Genomic DNA, 23,894 nt, shown 5'->3' on the forward strand with positions numbered 1-23,894 from the left:
CACCTGGAGCATGCCGGCAGAGGCGCGCCCGCCCGGGGGTATCCTCGGCGGCGGGTATTACGACCATCAAGGGCCGCCGCAGTGGTCCGAGGTGGCTTGCCCGTTCAGGGTGAACCACATTCCCTGTAATGGCCCATCACCCGCCAAAATCGCCGGCGACAGCGCATTGTGTTGCTCCGACAAGAGCTCTGCGTAATCCACCGTTCTCGTGCGGCAGGGGGATGGGCGCGGCATGGAGCCGCGAACATCCCCCCTTTGGCGGGGTGTTGCTAGCCTGCGCGGATGGCAACGACGGAGACGAAGTCCACCGAGGGTGCGCAGGACCTGCCTCGTCCCTGGAATGACGTCGGCAACTTCCTGAAGGAGGGCTGGCCCTCGTTCGTGGAGACGCATTCGGACGGCTCGCCGCAGGCGGAGGCCCTGGATGGGGCGGTGACGGAGGCATTCCAGCTCTGGGGCGCGCCGCTTCCCTCGGACCTGGCCTGGCTCTTCGAGCCTCTCGCCGCGCGCTCGCCGCCAGCGCTCGCGCAGTTCACACCCGGCTCGTACGCGCCCCGGCTGGCGAAGACGGGGAACCTGGCCGAACAGCGCATCGTGGCCGCCCAGCAATACCGGCCCCTGTGGAAGGAGCTCCTCACCGGCGTCGTCGAAATCGGATCCACCTCGGCGGGTGATATCTGGATGTATGGCCGTGAGCCTCAACGCGGCACGGCGCGTGCGCAGATCTACCTCTACAGCCACGAGACGGAGGTGCTCGAGACGCCGCAGGCCACCGACCTCGACGCCCTCGTGTTCCGCGCGGCGCTCGTACGGGCCCACCGACGAGGGGAGGTGGACGCGGAGACGTTCGCGGCCGCGGGCAAGTCGCTCGATGGCTGCGTCGGAGACCTCTTCTTCGCGGACGTGTTCCCGGAGGTGGCGTCGTACAGGGCCAAGGTGGCGCCGGCCTACAACAACGACCTGCGCGGAGGCTGGCTCGCGACGCTGCTCACGGAGGTGGATGCCTCCGACAGGGAGCTGCGCGGCGCCTTCAACCTGGAGATGAACAAGCCGCTCACCGAGGAGCTGCTGGCCTCGAGCGTGGAGCGCTTCAAGCACTTCCCCCCGGCCGCGTTCTACTTCTGCCTGGCCAGCTTCTTCTCCGGCGACGACGCGCGGCTCACCCAGGCCCTGGAGTTGAGCCGGCTGAGCGAGGCGCCGCTCATCAAGGACCTCGTCACGTTGATGGAGGAGCTGCGCGCGGGGCGCAAGCAATTGGGCATCATCCCGGACGTGCATGCCCTGCGTGCGCGGGTGATGGCGCTGGAGCTGTGGGACCCGGAGGCAGGGGCGCGGGCCTTCGAGAAGGCCGTCGCCGCGGCCCAGGAGCCGGTCGCGCGCGCCGCCAAGGAGGGCACGCTGGACGCGTTCGCCTGGGCGTCGGCGAAGGACGCCGCGGTCCTCGCCGCCGTGGAGAGGGCCTACGCGGAGGATGCCTCGATGGCGCCCTCGCTCTCCCTCCTTTCGACGTGGACGAACGAGGAGGGGTATCGCGACGAGGCGGTCATCGCCCGGCTCATCGCGGAGGGGGACCGCCGGCTGGTCCCGCTGCTGGCGGCTCGTGCCCGGAACGAGGAGGACCGCTCGAGCATCATCGCGTTGGATGTGCTCGCGGAGTGGGCCGAGCCTCGCAGCGTGGAGTGGGTGAGGGACGCGGCGAAGGTCGTCGACCGCTTCCATCTCAAGCGCCACGCATTCATCCGTCTGGTGCAAGGCGTGGGGGACCCGGCGAACGCGAAGGCCTTGCTGTCCATCGTGCAGGGGCATCCTCCCCAGAAGGGAGACTCCGCGCGCAACAAGATGCTCGCCGCGCTGACGGTCGCGCTCGGTGAGCTGGGCGACCCCGCGGCGGGCGACGTGCTTTTGCCATACCTGGACACCCAGGTGACGGACGTGGGGTCGGAGGCGCCCATCCCCTTGCACGACGCGGTCCTCTTCGCGTTGGGTGCGTTGGGTGAGACGCGGGCCCTCGCGCCATTGGTGGCGAAGGTGGAGGCGAACCAGTGGGCGCCCTCGGACTCCCCCGCGCTTTGCTTCGCGCTTGGCCGGCTGGCGGAGGGCGCGGACGCGGAGACCCGGGAGAAGGTGGTGTCGATGCTGGATGCGAACCGCATCACCCGGTTCACGTACACCGGGGTGGACGAACAGACCCGGCAGCGGACGCGGGCCTCCCTGTTCAGCGAAGTGGGCGGACAGACGCGGACGACGGCCGCTCAGTTGATGCTGGAGGACGCGCTGACAGGGCTCACCGAGGGGGCCGTGCGAGAGGAGTCGCTGGCCAACATGCGGGAGCTCGTCACGGGAGTCCTGGAGGGCTGGGCGTCGAGGCAGGACGCGCAGTGGCGCGGTTACGAAGGGTACGCCCTGCTGGCCTGGACGCTGCTGGCGCTGCGGCGTCACCCCGAGCTGGGGCGTGAGCGGGCGAACCCGTTCGTCGGCTTCTCCGTGCCGCTCGTGCGTCACCTGGCGAAGCAGGTCGCGCGCGGGTAGCCGTCTCTCCTGCGTGCCCACGTTCTCCGTGCGCACGCAGGGGTTGAGCCCGTGCCCGGGCTAGGACTTTCCGTGCGAGGACCCCTGCTGATAGGTAGGCGTGCTTGAGATCCGCGGGATGTTGTTCCTGGAGTTCAAGTTGGGGGCGTACACGTGAGAATCAAGGGGTTGATGGGGCTGGCGGTTCGACTCGACGTCGCCTACAGCGCTCAGAAGAAGTGGTCCCGGGGCCAGTTGGAGGGGTGGGCCGGTACGGCCGAGGCGTTTATCGAAGAGCTGCGGCAGCGTCCTCTGTTCGATCTGAGCGCGGGCCTCCCTCCCAGCGAAATCCGTGGTGCCGTGCCAGAGGCTGACTTTCCTGCGCAGCGCGCGCTGATGGTGTCGCTCCTCGACCTGACCGTGCAACTGGGGGGACGTGGGGAGCTGGCGGAGTTCGCCTTGGATGGGGAGGTGCGGTGTTTTCTCTGGGAAGGGAAGACGCGCGCGCGCCCGGTTCGTCCAGAGGACGCGCGGGTGAAGACCGACTTCCTCTTGTTGCAGAGGAACTGCCGGGAGGAGGTCCTGAAGTACGTGCCTCCCCGCCTCGATACGCTGCGCTGTTCGTGTGGTACGGCCGCCGCTCCGGCTGACGTGGCTTGTGCCCACTGCGCGCGAGACTTCACCGCGCCCATCGGCGTCGAAGAGAGGCCCGAGGACGACAAGCGCTTGCGGACTCTGCGCGCCCGCTTGATGGAGCTGAGATTCCGCTGCCGGAACACGACGTCTTCCTGGCGAACGTGTTCCGGCCGCGCAACGCGTTCGAGGCGCTGACTTTCGACGAGCTGCTGCCCAAGGCGGGGCTCACGCTCATGAAGGGCGGTGCGCTGTCGCGCATCATCTCGCTGATGTTGGAACTCGAGACGTGGCCGAAGCGCTACCCGCTCCCGGGACTGGAGGCGGAGGCGGACTTCGCCACGTGGTGCTCGTTCATGCTGAAGGAGCCTCGGCCTTCGGCGCGCAGGAGTCTGGAGCGACTGGCCAAGGAGCAGGGGCCCCGGTTTCAGAAGCTGGCCTCCGTGATTCGCCTGAAGCACGGGTGGTTGGCGGCGGCGGAGGTCACCGGAAGCTCACTGCCAGAGACAGAGCATCCCGAGTTCATCGGCGGCGTCCTGACCTTCATCCAGCGCTTCGGGGAGGCGCGTGGGGGGCTGGCCCCGAAGTTCCTGGAGGCGCTCCAGGCAATCGCTCCGGACCTGCTCAGCGCGAAGGAGCGAAAGCTCCGCGAGCAGGAGGTCGACAAGAGGGCCTTGAGTTCCGGAGAGGGTTTTGGCGAGTACTTGAAGCGGCGGGCGGCGGCGGCGAAGTCCCCCGTCCACGGGCTCGTGGCGGTGCTCAAGGAGGCGGGTGACCCGGACGCGGAGGCCTTCTCCACGCCGGACGTGCTCAACGAGCTCTCCCGCGCGGCCGTCGAATGGCTGGTGGACGGACACCGGCCCGAACTGGAGGACGTGGATGGGGACTGGCTCGCAGGGCAGTTCAAGGCCGTCCAGCGCGCGAAGGCGTTTCCGAAGGTCATCCTCAAGCGCGCGGAGGAGGCGCGGCTCCACCCCGCGCCTTTCGGGCTGACGGGTGCGCGAAGCTGGGATGTCCAGCCGGCGCGGCCCTCCTCCGCGGACGTGAAGGCCCTCGCTGCTTGCCCTGAGTGCAACCGGCGGGTGAAGCCGAGCCAGGTGTTTCACGTCCCCGCGCTCGACAAGGGAACGCAAGGACGCACCCTCCGCTTCTACGAGTGCGAGCGGTGTGACCGGGCCATGCTGTTCGCTCGCGCCGCGCCGCCGGCCCGCCCCACGAAGTCACCCGCGAACGTCTTCATCGAATACGAGGACCCTCAAGCGAGCGGAAAGCCGTATCCCCGTGGCTTCGTGCCGTGGCGCTTCGAGCGCTTCGTCACCCGTCAACATCAGGGCCCGCGACTCGCGCTTCAGTTCGGGGGACTGCCGGTCTCCCAGGAGGGGCATGAGCCGGCCATGGCGCTGCGCTGCAAGCATCCCTCCGTGACCGTTCGCATCCATACGCGCCATCTGGACCTCCAGCCCGCGTACGGCGGATCATTCATGCTGGGCGGGGTGTGCATGACGCCGGGATGCAAGAAGCCCGACGTCAGGACCGAGAACGACGACTGACACCACGGGCCGCGACCCGGGCTCATGAGCCCGGGCCGCACGCGCATCACGTCACACCTGCGGCATGGGCGGCGCGGTGCGCTTCCACGCATCGAGCTCCTGCACGCGCCCGAGCCAGGCGCGGATGTTCGCGTAGTCCCCGAGCGGCAGGCGGGCCGGACCGGCGAGGGCGAACGACGCGGCCAGGGAGAAGTCCGCGAGCGTCAGCCGCTCCTGCGCGACCCACGCCTTGCCCGCGAGGTGCGTGTCCAGGACCTGCGCGTGCTGCGCGAAGAGCGCCTCGCCCCGCGCGACCTCGGAGGGATCCGCCGGCCCACGGCCCGTCCGCACCTTCACGAAGTTCTCGAACACCAGGATGGTGTTGGCCTGGGCCATGTGCGCCGAGCACCAGAAGAGCCAGCGGCTCACATCGGCGCGGCCGCGGGCGTCCGTCGGCAGCAGGGTCTGCCCCGGCGTCTTCTCGGCCAGGTATTGGATGATGGCGCGCGACTCCCAGAGCAGGAAGCCGTCGTCATCGAGGACCGGGACGCGCCCGTTGGGGTTGCGGCTCAAGTGGGACGCACCGCGCTGCTCGCCCTGGGGCAGGTCGACCAGGATGCGCTCGAGGGGAATGTCCAGGTGGGTCGCCACGAGCAGCACGCGGCGCGAGTTTCCAGACAGGGGGTGGAAGTAGAGCTTCATGACAGGGCTCCTGGGCGACACGGGTTGATGGGCCGTAGCTACCCATCTGGAGTGACAAGGGCATGTCAGGAATCCTCCGAAGCACCCACCTTCGAAACCCTGGAGGAACTCCGGCAGGCGCTGCGGGAGTCAGCCCGCCAGTGCGACGTCGAGGCGCGTCACCCGTTCTCCAAGGACCCAACGTGAAGCCGCCGCAACTCCGTGTGGCTCCCGTGGCCCTTTCGTGACCATCAGGCCTCCCCCCCGTTTCATTGGGGAAGCGACCTTGTATACTGGCGGACAATTACGCTGACCATGGAACGTACGGGGGGATAGGTCTGAGGCTGTACGGGCCCTCCGCCATGCGCGTGATCCTTCCGGCGGCGGCACGCCACCACGGGTGCTGACGGCGGGAGTTCCCCTGAACGCTGTGTGTGGAGTCAATTCCATGTCCAAGCCGTGGCCCCGGTGGCCTCTGCTCCTAGCCGGTCTTTTCTCGGCGAGCTCATCCCTCGCGGCTGAGAAACTCACCCCCGTTTCCGCGCCCACGCTGGCCCAGCTCCAGGTTCGGGAGTCAGCCCGTGTGGCGGAGTCCCTGGCGAACCTCAAGGCGCAGAGCCTCAAGCTCGGGTTGAGCTCGCGGGACGACTTCCAGCTGTCCAGCTCCAGCACGGACGCGTTTGGCCAGACGCACGCGCGCTTTGCGCAGACATACCAGGGCGTCCCCGTATGGGGCGCCATGGCCATCACGCACCAGGGACTGTCCGCGGGGGACATCCGCATCACCGCCGACGGCCTGCGCAAGGGCATCCGCCTGAGCGTGACGCCTTCGCTGGACGCGAAGGCCGCGGTGACGAAGGCCACCCAGGAACTGGCGCCCAAGGGTGAGTTCGGCGTCACGCCGAGCAGCAAGCTCGTCGTCTATCCCCAGACGCGGCTCGTGAACCGCTACCCCGGCAAGCCGGTCGCGGAGCAGAACGCGGCGGACTTCGACACGGAGGTCACCGGCTACCGGCTCGCGTACCATGTGCACACCGAGCTGGAGAACGCGAAGGACGGCGTCAAGCACACGGACTTCATCATCGACGCGAACTCGGGCGACGTGCTGAAGAAGTGGAACTCGCTCCAGACGGCCGCCGCCAAGGGCCTCGGCCACTCGCAGTACAGCGGTGACGTCTCGTTGGACGTCTTCCAGAATGACCAGGGCCTCTTCGAGCTGCGCGACGTCACGCGCGCCGGTGGCGAGGGCATTCGCACCTACGACGTGAACCACGCCGCGGTTCAGAACGGCGTCGTCCCCACGCTGACCCTCTACACGGACGTCGATAACGTCTGGGGCGACGGGCAGAACTACATCGTCGGCGCCAACAACACCCTGAGCACCAACGGGCAGACGGCCGCCGTCAACGCGCACTTCGGCCTGCTGGCGACGTGGGACTTCTACAAGAAGATCTTCGGCCGCAACGGCGTGGACGGCCTCGGCTCGCCCACCTACAACCGGGTGCACGCCAGCAACCTCTACGACAACGCCTTCTGGAGCGACGGCTGCTTCTGCATGAGCTACGGCGACGGCTCGTATCCGGCCGCGGGCGGCTTCCGGTCCATGGGCGTGCTCGACGTGACGGGTCACGAGATGACCCACGGCGTCACCTCGCACACGGCCGGCCTCATCTACGAAGGCGAGTCCGGCGGCCTCAATGAGGCCAACTCGGACATCTTCGGCACCCTGACGGAGTTCTGGGTGGCCAACGGCCGCGGCAGCACCATTGGTGACACCGGCGGCAACTGGCTCATGGCCGAGCAGCTCAGCGACTTCCCGCTGCGCGTCATGTTCCGCCCGTCGCTGGACGGCGCGAGCGCGGACGCCTGGTTCCCCAGCATCGGCAACGTCGACGTGCACTACAGCAGCGGCCCGATGAACCGCGCCTTCTACTTCCTGTCCCAGGGCGCGCAGCCGCTGTCCGTCGGCACCGACTACTCCAGCACCTACCTGCCCGCGGGCATGAGGGGCATCGGCAACGACAAGGCGGCGGCCATCTGGTACCGCGCGCTCACCACCTACCTGTTCCCGTCGTCCAACTACATGTCGGCCCGCACCAGCGGCCTCCAGGCCGCCGCGGACCTCTTCGGCTCCCAGTCCAACGAGTACCGCGCGGTGCAGAACGCCTTCGCGGCCATCAACGTGGGCTACACCGCCGGGACATACGACGACCGCACGGCCCCCACCGTCAGCGCGAGCACCTCTGGCAGCGCGCCTGACATCCAGCTGCAGGCGCAGGCCGACGACAACGTCGGCGTGACCCGCGTGGAGTTCTACGTCGACGGCGGCCTGGCGGGGAACGTCCTCGCCCAGCCGTACCGGTTCTCGCTGGACGCGACCTCGCTGTCCAACGGCGCGCACACGCTGGTGGCGGTCGCGTTCGACGCGGCCGGCAACTCCGGCGCGTCCGCTCCGGTGAGCTTCACCGTCGCGAACAGCTTCGATCAGCTCCTGATCAACCCGGGCTTCGAACAGAACACCCTGGGCTGGACGGACGACCCGTCGAACATCAACTTCCCGGTCTCCTCCGGCCCGCGCACCGGCCAGGGCTTCGCGTGGCTCAACGGCTACGGCACGACGCACGTCGACCGGCTGTGGCAGGACGTCACCATTCCCGCCGACGTCACCAAGGCCGCGCTGACCTTCTTCCTCAACATCACCACCGCCGAGACGACGACCACCGCCGTGCGTGACACGCTGACGCTGCAGGTGCGCAGCACCTCCGGCACGGTGCTGGGGACGTTGTCGACGTGGTCCAACCTGGACGCGACGCTGGGCTATGCGCAGCAGAGCCTGGACCTGACGGCCTACGCGGGCCAGACGGTGCGCATCTTCGCGGAGGGCAGTGAGAACGCCTCGCTCGCCACCAACTTCCAGTTGGATGACTTCTCGCTGCGCGTCACCCGCGCGGCGGACGTCGAGGCGCCCCGCGTGGCGGCCAACGTGGTCATCTCCGGCACGCGCGCGGGCTACTTCGCGGAGGTGTCCGACAACGGCTTCGTCAACGCGGTGGAGTTCCTCGTCGACGGCGTGTCCCTGGGCAACTCGGTCAAGTCGTTCACCCGGGTCGTCAACCTCTCCACGCTGACTGCCGGGGCGCACACGCTCGTCGCCCGCGCCACGGATGCGGGCGGCAACGTGGGTGACTCTCCCGCGGTGACGTTCTACGTGGACAGCACCGCCGCCCAGCGCGTGCTCAATCCCAGCTTCGAGACCTCCGGGAGCTGGACGAGCGCGACGACGGTGTCGGGCTCGACGGGCATCTACAGCAGCGCGTCCTTCGCGCACACGGGCAGCCGCTTCTACATCTTCTGGACCTCGGGGCCGGTGCGGCACTCCGTCCGTCAGTCCGTGGCCATCCCGGCGACCTCGACCTCGGCCATCTTCAGCTTCTGGCTGCGCATCTTCAACGGCGGGTTCACCGACTCGCTGCCCCACCACACCTTCAGCGCGAAGGTGCGGGACTCCGCCGGCACCGAGCTGGCGACGCTGAAGACGCTCTCCAACGTCGATGACACCCACGCGGAGTACGTCCAGCACCGCTTCGACCTGTCCGCGTACAAGGGCCAGACGGTGCAGCTGTTCTTCGACGTGGACCAGACGGCGGCCATGCAGGTGCCGGACGGCGACGTCCAGTTCTTCCTCGACGACGTCAACCTGGTCACCTCGACCCAGGCGGACATCCAGGCCCCCACGCTCTCCGCGGCGGTCGAGGGCAGCTACGGGACGGTGCAGCTCAAGGCCACCGTGCGCGACAACGTCTGGACGTCCACCCTGGCGTTCCAGGTGGACGGCTCCCCGGTGGGCTCGTTCACGGACGTCGAGGGCGTCTACGCCAAGGCGTTCGACACGAAGACCCTGACCAACGGCCCGCACCAGTTCAAGGCGACGGCGACGGACCGGTCGGGCAACACCACGGAGCGCACGGTGAACTTCGAGGTGCGCAACTCCACCATCCAGGACCAGGGCGCGCCGCACATCACCGCCAGCGTGGAGGGCATGTTCGAGACCTACACGATGCGGGCCGAGGCCACCGACGACACGGGCGTGACGTACGTGGAGTTCTACGTGGATGGCGCGCTGAAGGGCCGGAGCACGTCCGCGCCGTACACGCTGCCGCTGTTCACGATTCCGCTGGCGCTGGGGGAGCACGTCCTCGAGGCGGTGGCGTATGACGCCTACGGCAACTGGTCCAAGGCGACCACCACCTTCACGCTCCTGCCCGTCACGGTGGAGTTCGCGGTGGCGCAGCACGTGGTGCCGGTGGGTGGCTCCGTCGCCCTGCAGGCGAACGTGGCGAACGCGGTGAACACGGCGGTGACCTGGGCCGTGACGGAAGGCCGCGTCTGCGGCACCGTCGGCGCGGACGGTGTCTACACCGCGCCGGGGGTCCGTGGCCTGTGCCACGTGTCCGCGGCGAGCGTCGTGGCACCGACGGCGAAGGCCGTGGCGGCCCTCCGGGTCTACACGGGCGACATCAATGGCGACAACGTCGTGGACGGAGAGGACATGGGCCTGCTCGCGCAGGACTACGGCACCAACGGCTCCGATGAGACGAACCTCGACGGCGTCGGCTCTGTGAACGACAACGACATCACCCTCTTCGTCAGCCAGTTCGGACGGTAATCCCCATGAAAACGTGGATGAAGCTCATTGTTCCGCTCCTGATTGGAGCGCTGGCAGCCTGCTCCGACCCCGATTCGGGGCCGGTGACGGTGACTCCGAAGAGCGTCACGGTGAAGGCCGGTGAGAAGACGACCTTCAGCGCTTCGGTGAAGGACTCGAAGGACCCGCGCATCCTCTGGTCGGTGGAGGGAGGCGACTCCCACGGCACCATCAGCAGCTCGGGCATCTACATCGCGCCGGCCGCCGCCGGCACGTACACCGTGGTGGCCACCAACGCGGTGGACACCTCAAAGAAGGACTCCGCCACCGTCAAGGTGGAGGCGGTCCAGACTCCGACGGTCATCGTGAAGGTGACGCCGGAGGTGGTGACCATCGGGCAGGGGACCGCCACGAACCTCACGGCGGAGGTCTCCGGTTCCTCCATCACCGCGGTGGAGTGGGCCGTGGAGGGTGGAGACGAGAACGGCACCGTCAGCAGCACGGGCCGCTACACGGCGCCGGACAAGGCGGGCACGTTCACCGTGACCGCCACCAGCGTGGCGGACCCGACGAAGAAGGCCTCCGCCACCATCACGGTGGAGCCTGTCGTCGTCGGAGAAGTGGCGGTCACGGTGAGCCCCACGTCGGGGAGCACCACCTGGGATGGCACCGTCCAGCTGACGGCCGAGGTCACCGGCACCAACAACCTCGCGGTGCTGTGGTCCGTGGAGGGTGGCGACGCGAACGGCTTCGTCAGCAGCACGGGCGTGTACCGCGCGCCCAAGAAGACGGGCACGTTCACCGTGACGGCCGCCAGCGTGGCGGACGCGACGAAGAAGGCCAGCGCCACCATCCGGGTGGACCCGGTCGTCGTCGAAACGGTGGCGGTGACGGTCTCTCCGAAGACGGGCACGGTGGCGCAGGATGCGGCCTTCTCCCTGTCCGCGCAGGTCACCGGGACGAACAACGTCGCGGTGCTGTGGTCCGTGGTGGGCGGTGACGACAACGGCACCGTGAGCAGCACGGGCGTGTACCGGGCGCCGCGCCGCGCGGGCACGTTCACCGTGACGGCCACCAGCGTGGCGGACTCCACGAAGTCCGACTCGGCCACCCTGACCGTGGACCCCGTCGTCGCTCCGACGGTGGAGGTGAGTGTCACGCCGAAGACGGCCACCGTGGTCCAGGGCGGCGTCGTCAACCTCTCGGCCTCGGTCACGGGCAGCTCCATCGTCGCGGTGACCTGGTCCGTCGAGGGCGGTTCAGCCAACGGCACCATCACCAGCGCCGGCGCGTACACCGCGCCGAGCAAGCCGGGCACGTACACCGTGACGGCCACCAGCGTGGCGGATGCGTCGAAGAAGGACTCCGCCGTCATCACCGTGCCCGTCGCCGGCACGGTGAACTACGTGGACCCCGTGGGGACGGGCTGGCGCCTGGTTCGCAACGCCACCCTGTCCTCGGGCAACACGCTGGTGCTGGACCTGGTGGGCCCCACGGGCCAGTCCGGCCGTGGCGCGGACCTGAAGCTGGGGCTGGATGCGGCCACCGCGTCCTGGGCCACCGTGGACGGCTCCGAGTTCGTGGCCAACCGTGGCTACGAGCTTGGCGCCGCGCCCCAGCTGCTCAAGTCTGCCGTGAAGGGCAGCACGCTGAGCGTGGGCGTGTACCAGAAGGGCGCTCCGGCGCGCGCGTACGACGGCGCGCTGCTGTCCGTGGCGCTGTCGGTGCAGACCAGCGCCCAGACGCCGGCTGGCTCCGTGGTGCCTCTGAACGTCCTCAAGGCGCACGCGCTGCCGGCTTCCGGCTCGCTGCAGGCCATCACCGTGGCGGTGGGCACCATCACCACCGCGCAGTAGTCCGGAGTCCGAAGCAGTGAGAGCGGCGGCCTTCCCCAGGGAAGGCCGCCGTTTTCTTTTCCGAAGTGCGCGGGCCCAGGAGCGCCGCTCGTCTGGCTCAGCCGTCCGGGTCGGTCAGCAGCACCGTGACGGTCTCCTGGGTCGCATCCAGGAGCACGTTCGTTCCCTCGTCGCTCGACTCCCTGTTCAGACTGACGAAGAACGAGATGGCCTCGAAGGGCAGCCCTTCCATCTCCGCGCCACCTTCCGCGTCGAGGCGCCCGGAATGGAATGGATGCGGCAGGGGGCCGCGCAGAGGCGCGTCCGCGGTCGGGATGATGTCGACGCTGATGCCAGCCATGGGCGCGCGTGTCGTCTTGTTCAAGACCGTGAATCGCACCTTGCGGCCCCGGCTCATCCGCAGCGTTCCCAGGTCGATGTCACGTCCAGGGCTCACGACGAACTCCCGCTGGAGATTGAAAAAACCCTTCGCGCACACCGTGATGCTTCTGGGGCCATCCTCTGGCAGTGGGAGGTCGAAAGCTCCGGCCGGGGCGTGCAGCATCCCGAGATCCCATTCCCAGATGTCGCAGGGCAGCGGCGCTCCGTCGTCGCTCACGACCCGTCCTCGCAGATGGGGTCTTCGCTCCAGGACCAACCTGACGTCTTCTTGTCCCGTCGCGACAAGCAGGGCGGCGGCGTCAGGCGTTCCTCCTCGGGAGCGCGAGGGAGCGAAGGCATGGCCTTGCTTCCAGGCGATGAGCTGGTAGGCCGGCGCGGTCAGGTGCTTGAAGGTGAAGCGGCCATCCGGCCCGGAGAGGACACCGCCCTCTCCCCTGACGGTGCAGTCGGGGGCGCGGCCCTGCCAGGCGGGGATGTCCTCCAGCAGGAGGCAGGCCTGGATGCGCACGCCGGGCAGCGGATATCCGTCGGTGTCGACCGCCGTCCCCTGCAGCGTGCGCCCTTCGTCGAAACGCACGGACACGGTGGCCTGTTGCCGTTCCTCCAGGTCCACGGGCCGCGAAGCCGTGTGCTCGATGCCGGGCGTCCTTCGCCGGGCCTCCAGGACGTAGTGCCCTGCCTCCAGGCCGTCCAATGTGAAGGCGCCCTGCGTGTTCACGGCGGTGGTACGGGCGTCTCCGCTCTGGGGCGCGGTGTTCCAGAGCCGGAGGTCCACATCGGACAGGGGCCGTCCTGTCGCATCCATGACCGTGCCAGACACGGACGCGCCGCGGTTCATCACCACCCGGACGCCTGTCGACGGGACCTCCACCGGCAACTCCAGGTCGAGGAACCCCCGGGCCGTGACGAAGAGAAGGCCGGTGGCACTGGCCCTGCCGTCCACGGTGAAGTGGCCCGCTTCGTTCGACTCGGCTGCCTGTTCCGCGGGAATGGCCGGGCCCCAGCGCCATTCAGGGGCGTCTTTCTTCATGACCAGCTTCACCTGGGCGCCGGCGAGCGGCATGCCTCCTGTGTCGACCACCTGGCCTTCGACTGGCATGGCTCGCGCGAGCGTGAAGTCCCACGGCCCTTCATGGGCACCCCCCAGGCGGACCCTTTGTCGCTGGTCGCGGTAGTGCTCTCGCCGCAACAAGAGGTTGACGGAGGGGTCCAGCAGGGGGCCCAGACGGTAGTGGCCTGCCGCGTCCGTCAGCGCCTCGGGTGGAGGCTGGCCATCCGACCGCGGGCCATTCGCGCGCAGGCGCACACCGGCGAGCGGCCTTTGCTGCTCGTCCCTGACGGTCCCCTCCATGAATCCGAAGGGCCTCATCTGGAGGACCACATACTCGGGCGGCGTCACCTTGGCGTCGCCATAGGCGGCCTCCTGCTCGGTTCGGGCCCAGAGGAGGTGCGGAAGCGCGGGGACCTCCTCGAAGACGAACCGGCCCTGGGCATCGCTCTGGGCGGTCGAGGTGTCGTCCGCTTCCTCCGCGAGCCTCAGATGGACGCTCATGCCACTGGCGGGAAGCCCTTCGGGCGTCAGCACCCGACCCTCCAGCCGTGCCTTCCGTTGAAGCTCGAGCGTCACGTCCACGTCGGCGTCGAGCCAGACGTCCTCGCGGAAAGCCTTCGTCCGCCATCCCTGCGCGCTCGCGACCCGCAGGTAGCGACCCGGGGGCAGGGGGCCGACGCGGAAGCGCCCCTGGTCGTCCGCGAGCGCATCGAAGTAGCGGGACCCGGCTTCGTGGATCAGCGTCACCCGCGCATCTGGAATGGGAATGCGCGTGAGTTCCTCGACCACCGTTCCGGAGAAGAACACGCGCTCCTCCAGCGTCAGCATCACTGCGTCGCTGCCTGCGGCGATGTCCGGCTGCACGGCCGCACTGCTGTCTCCCAAGGCCCAGAGGGTGACCGCTCCGGGGGACAGGCCATCGAGCACGAAGGTGCCATCGTCCGCGGTCACCGTCTGGGCAAGCACGGGGGCTTCACCCTCGCGAGCATCCACCCGGCGCGCGTATTCCGACGCCACCTCCTGGAAGCAGCAGTTCTCCTGCCGCATCCGCTGCGCGGAGTGCCGATGGTCGGGTTGGGTTTTCGGACAGGGGCGCTCCGACAGCGTGTCCGCGTCCACGCGAGACGCGGACACCTGCACGCCCGCGACCGGACCCTGCGCATCGCGCACGACGCCGCTGATGCGCAGAGCTTCCCCTTCGGGGGCCATGGCGAAGGAGCCCGTCATGGAGAGAGGGACGCGCGCAGGACCGCCGGAGGTGCTTCGGCCCGGATGGCGCGAAGCATCCTTCCCTGCGCGCAGAAAGCAGGCCAGGAGCAGCGCCGCGACGATGCCCACGACGAGGAACGCTGCCCGGCGATGCCCCCTCTTCATGCGTGTCTCTCCCTCTGGTCGATGTGCCCGTCCGGCTCAGCGGCCCGGAGCTGGCAGCGTCACCGTGATGACCTCCTGCCGTGAATCCACGATGCCTTCCCGATAGGGAAGCCCCGGCTCCGTCATGACCTTGAAGTGGATGGGGAAGATGGGCAGGTCCTCGAACTCGATGCTACCCGCCGTGTCGAGGCTCCCGCGCAAGGATGGCGGTATGGCAACCACGTACGGCCAGACATCCAGGCCGTAGCTCAGCTCAATGGAGACGCGTGTTCCAGCGAGGGGCGCGCGGGTTGCTTCATCGAGGACGACGAACCGGACGTTCCGGCCCCTGAGCAATTTCACGGTCCCCAGGTCGATGTCCTGACCGGGGCTCATTTCGATGTACCGCTCGAGCCCAAGGAAGCCCTTCGCGCTCACGGTCACATGCCAGGTCCGGTCCTCCGGTAGGGGGATGGCGAAGCGGCCATCCGGGCGGTGTTCCTCCATCCAGAGTTCGTGGGACGGACCCGGGCACGCAACGACGGTGTTGGCCTCCTCCACCCAGATCTTGCTGGGGAGGGGCGCGCCGTCGTGATCCACGACCCGTGCCCTCAGCCGGGGGGCGGGTTCCATGACCAACCGGACGTCGTTGGCTCCCGCTGGAACTCGCAGGGAGAGCGGGCCGGGCGTCCCACCCCGGGAGAGGCTGGGCGAGAGGCGGAGATCCTCTCTCGTGGCGACGAGCTGATACACCGGCGCGGTCAGGTGCCTGAGGGTGAAGCGGCCATCCGGGCCGGAGCGCACGCTGTCGTCCGCGGTGAGGACGCAACTCAGCTCGCGCACCTTCCCCGCGGAAGAGTCGTCGGGAGAGAGACAGGCCTGGACCCAGACCCCTGGGAGGGGCAGGCCCGCGGCATCCGTCGTCATTCCGCGCAGCGTCCGGCCCTCATCGAACCGCAAGGCCACGTCCGTGTGGGCCCGCTCCTCCAGAACAAGCGTCTGGGAAACCCATTGCACGGCGCCCGGCGTGCGATGCCAGGCCTCCAGCACATAGTGGCTCCCTTTCAGTCCGCTCAGCGAGAAGGCCCCGTGTTTGTCCGTGAAGAGGAAGTCGGGTTGCGGACGGCTGCTCGGAGCCGCTGAATCCCAGAGACCGATCCGCACCTCGGGCAGCGGCTGGCCCGTCGCATCCGTGACCGTGCCAGAAACGGAGGCCCCCCGGTCCAGCACCAGGCGGACCGCTGCGGAGGGTACCTGTACGGGGAGCGTCACGGGGATGAAGCCCTGAGGCTCGATGTTGAGGTCCCTCCTGTCTGCGTCGAGCGAACCCGCGACGAAGCGCCCCGCCTCGTCGGACTTGCCGAGCGCATCCTCGAAGTTCGTTGCCGCGAGGGTGAATCCACCGGAAGCGTGAGCTGTTCCTAGCGCCAGAGACACGCTGGGGACAGGCTTGCCTTCGGTATCGACCAAGAAGCCCTCGACCGACAGCCCTGGCGTGAGGGTGAAGTCCCACGGACGGGTCCGTGCTCCATCCAGGAGCAGTTGCTCGCGTCGAACGCGGTAGTGGTCACCTTTCAGAGAGAGTTCGAGGGAGGTCTCGCACAGTGGGCCCAGCCGGTAGTGGCCGGCTTCGTCGGTGACGGTCTCCGGCGGAAGCGAGTCACCCGTGCCACCCGTGAGGGCCTGCACGCGCACATCGCGCAGGGGACGCCCCTGCGTGCTCTTCACGGTGCCCTCGATGAACGTGCAGGGCTGCATCCGGATGACAGCGCTCCGGTGCGGTGTCACCCGGCTGTCGCCGTACGCGGTCTGGCCGTCGGTCCAGGCCCAGACCACGTATTCCGCGGCAGGGATACCGTCGAAGGCGAACCGTCCCTGGGCATCGCTCCGGGAGGTCACCGTCTCGCCAGACTCTGAGTTGGGCCGCAAGTGGACGGTCAGCCCGCTCGCGGGGCTTGCCTCGGGTGTGAGGACCACGCCATCGAGCCGGTGCTGCCGCTTGAGACCGAGCGTCACCTCCACCGCCGAGTTCAGCCAGACGTCCTCGCGGAAGGCGCGGGCGACACGGCCCTCCGCACCCGCGACCTTCAGGTAGCGCCCTGCCGGCAGGGGACCGATGCGGAAGTGTCCCTGGTCGTCCGCGAGCACGCGGAAGAAGCGGGACGTGGACTCGTGCACCACCGTCACCCATGCCCCAGGAATGGGCGTGCGCGCGTCGTCCGCCGCCACCGCGCCGGAGAGGAAGAAGCCTTCCTCCAGCATGACGGCCACGCCCTCGCTGCCGGCCCGCACCTCCGGCCGCATCGCCGCGCCTGTGTCGCCCAGCGCCCAGAGCGTGAAGGCGCCTGGCGGTAGTCCCTCGAGCACGAAGGAGCCATCCGCGGCCGACACCGTCCGCGCGAACAGGGGCGCTTCCCCCGCGCCGGCCTCCACGAGGCGCGCGGTGGAATCCGCCAGCTCCAGGAAGCAATGCTCGAGCGGTGTTTGCAATGGAAGGGCGCGGTCCGGGTGCGGACATGGACGTTGCGACAGGCTGTCGGCGTCCACGCGCGTCGCGGACAGCTCCACCCCTGCGATGGGGCCTCGTGCGTCGCGCACCACGCCGGTGATGCGCAGCGAGCCCAGGGGAGGCGAGGGCAGGGGGCGCGTGGAGTGAGTTCCCCCAGGGGGCACGCTTGCTTCGAGGCCTGTCGCGCCCTGAATGGACACACACGCCACGCTCAATCCGAAGAGGAGCGAGACTGCCCACCACCATGTCATCCTGGAGCGCATGCGCGGTCAGGATAGCAGCGTGCGTCCGGGCGTGGCGAAGCCAACCGGAGGGTCAGCAGGCTGCCTTTTGCCAGGTGATGTCCCATTCGCAGGCTGCGAAACGGCGAATGAGCAGTCCATGCTTCGATCGAGAATTGGGCAGAGACCTATGCCTTTCGACCCATCCCGCCGGTGCTCGTTCAAGTGCCGCACTTGCTCGCGGGCGGCCGCGCAACCCCGATTCAGCAGAGCCGCAGCGCCGTCGTGGTCCCGTCGCGGCGGATTTCTGCGCGGGCTCCCGGAGGGTCCGGAACAAGGTAACCGTCCGGCCAACGACGTGCCGGAAGGATTGAAGACGGACCACGACCGTGCTCGGCGGGCGCCGCAAGGAGCGAGCTGTTAAGGGACTGGGCTGGAAGGGCGAGTCGGGCGGATCGGCGGCGCGTCGCCGCCTCCACTCGTGGGGTAGCAGCTCACGGATGCGCGAGTGGGGATGCGTCTGGACGCGCAGCAGGACATCCGCGAGGTAGTCCTCGGGATTGACCTGGTTGGCCTCGCAGGTGGCGACGAGGGCGTAGAGGCCCGCGAGGTTCTCCCCCGCGGACGCATGGCGGACGAAGAGGAAATTCTTGCGGCCCAGGGCCCTGGGCAGGAAGGACTATCTCTTCGTTGGCAATGCCGAGGCAGATCGGAATCTGGCGGGACTGAGCTCCCTGGTGGCCACGTGCGAGGCCAACGGCGTCAATCCCGAGGCGTACCTCGCCGGCGTGCTCATGCGCTTTGGCAGCCACCCCGCATCACGTCTGGACGAGTTGCTGCCGCACCGCTGGCAACCGTCCTCCACCTCCGCCCCTGACTCATCCTGATGCCATGCAAGCCTCGTCGACCAGGACCTCCGTGCGCGGCTACCACGCGGCACGAGTGGAAGGGTGCATCCATCGGACGTCGCCCGTCGGTCGGTTAGGGAAGCTCGGTACGCCGGCTGAAGCCTCTCACGCGACAACTCCCTTGTCGCTCACCGGTGGCCGAATCTGGGGAGGCACAAGGCACAGCAATTGGCCCGTGTGAGAAGATGTCCGTGTGCCTGCCTTCGTCACTTCCGCCGCCGGCTCGGCGGAACCTGCGCCAGCACGGACTGGCCGCGCCGGACGAACGCGGCGAGCTTCTCCGGGTCGATGGCGTCGATCCACGGCGCATCCGGGTCCGCCTCGTCGCCTTCCTCGTCCTCGAACATCTCGTCCGCGAAGACCTTCAGCAGCTTGGGCGAGAGGCGTTCGCGGACCTCGCGAGTGGTCTCCTCGATGAATGCGTACTTCTGCTGGCTCCGGATGTGCTTCGCGTCTCCCGTGACGAGTCGTGCCTTCACGCCTCCATGTACCTTCACCGCGTGGTAGTTCGTGTAGACGAAGGGGGCACGGACGTCTCCGAAGACCTCGCAGCAAGCATCGTTGTCGATGAAAAGGATTGAACGCTCGGCGACCAGGTCCCCGTGAACCTCGAGAAACCCCTTCGTGATGACATCTCCCGCGCGCAGGGTGCCGGTGACGACCACGACGGAGCCGGGGTCGAGCGAGTCTTCATAGCGTCCCTTCACGAGGAGGTCCCCCTCGACGACCAGGAGGCCAATCCGAGGTCTCCGTCCGGTCGAGAGCTCGTCGAGGACGAGTCGTCCCTCATGGTGGATGATGTCTCGGTCCGCGCACTCTCCGGCGAGGCGTTGCGCGACGAAGCGCTTGGCTTCGCGGAGCGTGCTCGACTTCGCGAACCTCCCGCGAACCGTCCGCTTCAGGAGTGACGGGACTTCCTCCGGCGTGAGGGTTCCCGTGCTGAGGCGCTTGGCCTTCGGGCCGGGATGCTTCGTGGTGGGCATGGCTCCACGTTACCGCGCGCGGCCCCCCTGCGTCAGGGAAGCCGCGGATTGGGCCCAGCTTGGCGATTCCGACCTGCTTCGCGGCGACAGGAACTCGCCCGCTACTCCAGGGCGAGCGGGAAGGCCGGCAGCGTCCCCAGGTCTCCGGCGTCGTGCTGGACGATGAGCCGGGCCCCCGTGTGGCGGATCACCTTGGCCACCCGGTCGAAGGCCGCGAGCGTGTCCGCGCGGCTGGTGTTGGCGCCCGGCACCAGCGACTTCTCGAAGTTCTCCCGCGAGTGAAAGAGGTCGCCTGACAGGAGCACCGGGCCCGTCTTCGGCAGCTTCACCAGCAACACCTGATGGCCCGGCGTATGGCCCGGCGTCTTCAAGATGCGGACCGAGCCGTCGCCGAAGACGTCGTGGTCCCCATCGAGCAGCACCGTCTTCTCCTTCGCATGGTTTCGGACGAGGCTCGCATCGACTCCGAGCGGCGTGGGAGCGCCGGTCGCCCAGGCCCAATCGGCCCGGTTGACCAGCCACGTGGACGCCGCGAAGTCCGGCGCGTTGCCCGCATGGTCGGCGTGCAGGTGGGAAAAGGACACGAGGTCGATGTCGGACGCCTTCAGCCCGAGCTTCGCCAACTGGGACGCGAGCGTCACGGACACGAGGAAGCGCACGCCCGGCGTGCCCGAGGCGCCGTGGGCCCGCGAGGCATGCTTGTCCCCGACCCCGGTGTCCCACAGCAGGTCTCCCCGCGGGTGACGGATGAGGAAGCACGGCGCCACCAAGGTCCCCGGCTCACCGTCGTGCTCCCCGCTGTCCGAGAAGAGCCCCAGGTTCTCCAACTCGATGCGCCCGCAGTCGAGCACGTGGATCCGGACCGCCGGCTTCGATGTGGCGACACCCGCGTAGACCGCCTCGCGCACGGCGCCGGGGAAGGCCCCCGACATACCCTCGTGCGCGGTGTTGGTCAGCGCCACCACCGTGAGCCCATTGCGCGAGTCCACGAACCAGGTGTGCCCGTATGCGCCACCCCACTGCAGCGTCCCCGCCCCCTGCGGACTGTGGGCCTTCTGCGGGTCCACCAGCACCGCCGAGAGAAGCCCCCAGCCCCAGCCCGGCCCCTGGGTCTGTGCCTCCGCTCCCACCTCGAGCTCACCCAGCCGCTCTCCCGTGGCCTTGGCGAGCACCGGCGCGCCGCCGCGCCGCAGCGCCTCGAGGAACTTCACGTAGTCCTCCGCCGTCCCCACCATGCCCGCCCCACCCGACGGGAAGGCCTGGTCATCCAACGCCCGGCCCGGCGCGTAGTGGATCGCCCCGACGCCAAAGGGGACGTCCTGCGTCGCCGCCATGCGCACCGGCTCGGGCCTTCCATCCGCGTAGGCCACCGCGAGCCGAGCGCCGTCCGTCACGCGAAAGCCCGTATCCTTCATGCCCAGGGGGCGGATGACGAGCCGCTCGATGACCTGCGGCAGCGGCGCGCCTCCCGCTCGGGCGACCACGGCACCGAGCACGTCCGTCGCCACGGAGTAGCGCCACCCCTCTCCCGGTGCATTCGACAGCGGCACCGTGGCGAGCCGGCGCAGGTTCTCCTCCAGCGTGAGCCCGGGAGGATTGTCCAGCCCATCCGAGACGCCGGCCCGCGCATAGCGCCGCTGGCCCTCCGCCTCGTTGAAGCCATACGTCAGGCCCGCCGTGTGCGTCAGGAGATTCCTCACGGTGATGACCGGCTCACGCCCATCCGCGAGCTTCGGACGGAACGCCGGGAGCCACTTCGTGACGGGGTCCTCCAGCGACAGCGTGCCCTGGTCCACCAGCGCCAGGGCGGCGACGGAGACCAGCGGCTTGGTCATCGACGCCAGCCGGAAGATGGCATCCTCGCGCATCGGCCGCTGCGCCTCCCGGTCCGCGAAGCCCGCTGCGCGCCGGTAGACGACCTTCCCATCCTTCGCCACCACCACCACGGCGCCGACGATGCGCTTGTCCGCGAGCGACCGGTCGATGACCGCGTCCACGCTCTCGGCGAGGCCTCCCGGCGCGGACTTCGCGAGGGCTGCAGGGGACAGACCAATGCCTACGGCTACCAGGAAGGTTGCGACTGCGGAATGCATGGGGCGAAACTCCTGTTTATTTAGCGAGCGATATTCAAATAGGCCCCGCCTCGCGCCAATTCAATAGTGAATGCTATGAAAAACGACCCTGCCCCCAAGCCTCGGCCTCGAGGGAGGCCCCGCGAGTTCGACGAGACGAAGGCGCTCGACGCGGCGCTGGAGGTGTTCTGGCGGCAGGGCTTCGAGGGCGCGTCCCTGACGGACCTCACCCAGGCCATGGGCATCACGCCGCCCAGCCTGTACGCGGCCTTCGGCTCCAAGGCGGAGCTGTACCAACGGACATTGGAGCGTTATCAGGCCGGGCCTGGAGCCTTGGCGTGGGCCGCGCTCGCCGAGGAGCCGACCGCGCGGGAGGCCATCGCGCGGGTCCTCCAGGATTCGGCCAGGAGCTTCAAGCGCCGCAAGCAGCCCCCTGGGTGCATGATTTCCACCGCCGTCCTGCGGTGCGCGGACGAGCTCCGGCCCATCGCTGAGTTCGTGACCTCCCTCCGTGAGAACGCGGTGGGGAGGTTCCACGAGCGCATCGCCCGGGGAATCGAGGAGGGGGAGCTGCCTTCCGACACGGACGCGCGGGTGCTGGCCCGCTACTACGGCGCCGTCCTCCAGGGCATGTCGGTGCAGGCCCTGGACGGCGCCAGCGAGGCGGAGCTCCTCGGCCTGGCCGAGTTGGCGATGCGGGCCTGGGGCGAAGGGGGCGGACGCCGCCGCGCGCGGTAGCGGTAGGTGAGGCGAGGTGCGCTCGGGCCTGGAGAAGGCCCTGGGCGTCCCTGCTTCCGACGGCCATCACTCGCGCGAAGACGACCACCACCGCGAGAGGTTCAAATCCAGGTCCACCTGACGACCGAGACGGCTCAGGCGATGCAGGTCGGCATGGAAATAGACCCGCTGGACCTTTCCATCCCCGACCGCGAGCACCAGCGCCGCGAAGGGCCTGGCGCCGTCCCAGAACACGGCGGCCGGCTGCCCGTTCAGCCGGTGCTCTTCGACCCGAAGCACGCCCACGGTGTGCCGCGCGGTCGCGATGACAAAGGCGGCGATGCGTGCAGCGCCCTGCAGCGGTCGTGAGAGGTTGCGCTGGCCGGCGAAACGGCGCCCCTCGGCCCCGCCGTCGGTCACCAGCACCGCGTCCTCCGCGAGCAGTTCGACGACGCCCTGGAGGTCATTGCCTGACGCGGCTCGGAGGAAGGCCGCGAGCAGACGACGGTGCTCCTCCTGCGAGGCCGAAAGCATTCGCCGCTCGGTCGCCAGGCTCCGACGCGCGCGCTCGAGCAGCTTGCGGCACGCCACCGCGCTGTTGCCGAGGCGCTCGGCGATCTCCTGATGCTCGAAATCGAAGACGTCGTGGAGCAGGAGGACGGCCCGCTCGGCGGGTGTCAGGCGTTGGAGCGCGACGAGGAAGGCCATGGAGACTTGCTCCAGGCGCTCAACGCGCGTGATGCCGCCCTCGTCGAGATCAACGGGCTCGGGCAGCCGGTCGGGGCGCGTCTCCTCCCGGCGCGCCCGCGCGGAGCCGAGCTCGCTCAAGCAGAGGCGGGTGACGACCGTGACGAGGAACGCCCTCGACGACTCCACGTCGCCCTCGTGGGCCTGCCACCGCAGCCAGGCCTCCTGGACCATGTCCTCGGCGCGCCCGAGGTCACCGAGCATGCGGTACGACAGCGCGACGAGTTCGTGCCGGCACGACTCAAAGGCCTCCAGACGACGTGCCAACGACAGCCGGGCTGCCATCAGAAGTGCCTGCCGAGCATGAGTGCTCCGTTGGGCATCATGGGATCCACGCGCCATGTTATCGCCGGGCGAGCCCGACGACCTCTCGCATGTGAGTTCCCTTCTCGACGCTATCGAGCAGGAACGCCCCCACCGCTCGGAACGACATCGACCAGGCACCGAGGGGAAGTCGTTCGCGCTCGCTCCGGTAGGTCTCCTCCCGGGACTCGACCAACTGCGGCGGTCGAGCGAGCGTCCAATCGAAGGGCGTGGCCCGAACCACGGCTTCGGCGGCGGTGAGATCTCGGAGGTGATGTCGGATCAACCAACGGAAGAAGGCGAAACGCAGGCCTCCTCCGGGGAACAGCAGCGCGGCGGAGACCAGGGCGAGTCGATTGACGGAGGCCCGTTCCATCGCCGCCACCGTGCTGGCCGCGCATTCGGCCAGCAGCGTGCTCGGTCGAAAGCCCTCGCGCCCTGATGGACCCAGGGCGGAGAGGACGGCGTGATGACCGGTGAGCGCCTGAGCAAGCGGGTCGACCTGCATCGGGTCGCCCTGGACGATGGAGAGCGCCGGGTGGCGCCGCACGATTTTCTGGGGTGAACGAACGAACGCCGTCACCTGGTGCCCGCGCGCGAGCGCGAGGTCGAGGATGTGAGTGCCGGTCTTGCCTGTCGCACCCAGTACGAGGAGTCGAAGGGTCATGCCGGGAAGACCGGACAGCGCGCTCGAACGTGACGTGGGGGCGCCGCTTTTCTCCTCGCTCGACCCAGAGGCTCGCCGACGCGGAGCAATACCTTCGAGACGTCAGCCCGAAGCGCTCCGGCGCCTCCTC

General features: G+C 68.8%; 14 protein-coding genes and 1 pseudogene. 7 read left to right on the forward strand and 8 right to left on the reverse strand.

The window, feature by feature from the left end; translation table 11 throughout:
• Window positions 1-282 precede the first annotated feature (282 nt).
• The 3 genes from GTY96_RS05565 (at window position 283) to GTY96_RS05570 (ending at window position 4,691) form a co-directional block, all read left to right on the forward strand.
• The gene (locus tag GTY96_RS05565; RefSeq protein ID WP_161664058.1) at window positions 283-2,529 is read left to right on the forward strand and encodes a hypothetical protein; all 2,247 of its coding nucleotides are present in this window, start codon (window positions 283-285) and stop codon (window positions 2,527-2,529) included.
• Between the two features lie 153 nt (window positions 2,530-2,682).
• Window positions 2,683-3,339, forward strand: coding sequence for a hypothetical protein (locus tag GTY96_RS37135; RefSeq protein WP_201755788.1), 657 nt, complete (start codon window positions 2,683-2,685; stop codon window positions 3,337-3,339).
• A complete protein-coding gene (locus GTY96_RS05570) occupies window positions 3,306-4,691 on the forward strand; it encodes a hypothetical protein (RefSeq protein ID WP_201755890.1) in 1,386 nt (461 codons plus the stop codon). The genes GTY96_RS37135 and GTY96_RS05570 overlap by 34 nt, the downstream gene beginning before the upstream one ends.
• Before the next feature lie 51 nt (window positions 4,692-4,742).
• Here GTY96_RS05570 and GTY96_RS05575 read toward each other — a convergent pair whose 3' ends face one another.
• Window positions 4,743-5,372 carry a glutathione S-transferase family protein gene (locus tag GTY96_RS05575; RefSeq protein WP_161664059.1) on the reverse strand — a complete coding sequence of 210 codons (630 nt, stop codon included), beginning with the start codon at window positions 5,370-5,372 and terminating at the stop codon, window positions 4,743-4,745.
• Between the two features lie 562 nt (window positions 5,373-5,934).
• Between GTY96_RS05575 and GTY96_RS05580 the strand changes: the two genes are divergently transcribed.
• Together GTY96_RS05580 and GTY96_RS05585 are read left to right on the forward strand one after the other, a co-directional pair.
• Window positions 5,935-10,017, forward strand: coding sequence for a M4 family metallopeptidase (locus tag GTY96_RS05580; protein WP_161664060.1), 4,083 nt, complete (start codon window positions 5,935-5,937; stop codon window positions 10,015-10,017).
• A 17-nt stretch (window positions 10,018-10,034) separates the two neighbouring features.
• On the forward strand, window positions 10,035-11,852 hold the full coding sequence (locus GTY96_RS05585; RefSeq protein ID WP_143898954.1) for a hypothetical protein: 1,818 nt from the start codon (window positions 10,035-10,037) through the stop codon (window positions 11,850-11,852).
• Between the two features lie 97 nt (window positions 11,853-11,949).
• On the opposite strand, the gene GTY96_RS05590 is transcribed toward GTY96_RS05585, so the two are convergent.
• From GTY96_RS05590 to GTY96_RS05600, 3 genes and pseudogenes are all read right to left on the reverse strand, one after another.
• Entirely contained in the window at window positions 11,950-14,658 is a 2,709-nt protein-coding gene (locus GTY96_RS05590) for a carboxypeptidase-like regulatory domain-containing protein (RefSeq protein WP_143898955.1), read from the reverse strand.
• A gap of 36 nt (window positions 14,659-14,694) precedes the next feature.
• Complete coding sequence (locus tag GTY96_RS05595; protein ID WP_328700769.1) at window positions 14,695-17,310, reverse strand: carboxypeptidase-like regulatory domain-containing protein; 2,616 nt, start codon at window positions 17,308-17,310, stop codon at window positions 14,695-14,697.
• 532 nt (window positions 17,311-17,842) lie between these two features.
• Window positions 17,843-18,031: pseudogene (locus tag GTY96_RS05600) on the reverse strand (transposase domain-containing protein); the annotation flags it as partial.
• A gap of 73 nt (window positions 18,032-18,104) precedes the next feature.
• Here GTY96_RS05600 and GTY96_RS38685 point away from each other — a divergent pair.
• Window positions 18,105-18,254 carry a transposase domain-containing protein gene (locus GTY96_RS38685; RefSeq protein ID WP_161664062.1) on the forward strand — a complete coding sequence of 50 codons (150 nt, stop codon included), beginning with the start codon at window positions 18,105-18,107 and terminating at the stop codon, window positions 18,252-18,254.
• Between the two features lie 227 nt (window positions 18,255-18,481).
• Here the strand turns inward: GTY96_RS38685 and GTY96_RS05610 are convergent, their stop codons facing one another.
• Both GTY96_RS05610 and GTY96_RS05615 read right to left on the reverse strand, forming a co-directional pair.
• Window positions 18,482-19,258, reverse strand: coding sequence for a polymer-forming cytoskeletal protein (locus GTY96_RS05610; protein WP_143898958.1), 777 nt, complete (start codon window positions 19,256-19,258; stop codon window positions 18,482-18,484).
• A gap of 101 nt (window positions 19,259-19,359) precedes the next feature.
• Complete coding sequence (locus GTY96_RS05615; protein WP_161664063.1) at window positions 19,360-21,351, reverse strand: serine hydrolase; 1,992 nt, start codon at window positions 21,349-21,351, stop codon at window positions 19,360-19,362.
• 75 nt (window positions 21,352-21,426) lie between these two features.
• Between GTY96_RS05615 and GTY96_RS05620 the strand changes: the two genes are divergently transcribed.
• Window positions 21,427-22,068 carry a TetR/AcrR family transcriptional regulator gene (locus GTY96_RS05620; protein ID WP_143898960.1) on the forward strand — a complete coding sequence of 214 codons (642 nt, stop codon included), beginning with the start codon at window positions 21,427-21,429 and terminating at the stop codon, window positions 22,066-22,068.
• Window positions 22,069-22,134: 66 nt separating this feature from the next.
• On the opposite strand, the gene GTY96_RS05625 is transcribed toward GTY96_RS05620, so the two are convergent.
• Together GTY96_RS05625 and GTY96_RS05630 are read right to left on the reverse strand one after the other, a co-directional pair.
• Window positions 22,135-23,079 (reverse strand): sigma-70 family RNA polymerase sigma factor, encoded by a 945-nt coding sequence (locus GTY96_RS05625; RefSeq protein ID WP_161664064.1) that lies wholly within the window; start codon window positions 23,077-23,079, stop codon window positions 22,135-22,137.
• 58 nt (window positions 23,080-23,137) lie between these two features.
• Window positions 23,138-23,764 carry an NAD(P)-dependent oxidoreductase gene (locus GTY96_RS05630; RefSeq protein ID WP_161664065.1) on the reverse strand — a complete coding sequence of 209 codons (627 nt, stop codon included), beginning with the start codon at window positions 23,762-23,764 and terminating at the stop codon, window positions 23,138-23,140.
• Between the last annotated feature and the right edge of the window lie 130 nt (window positions 23,765-23,894).

Source organism: Corallococcus silvisoli (assembly GCF_009909145.1).
Lineage (GTDB): Bacteria > Myxococcota > Myxococcia > Myxococcales > Myxococcaceae > Corallococcus > Corallococcus silvisoli.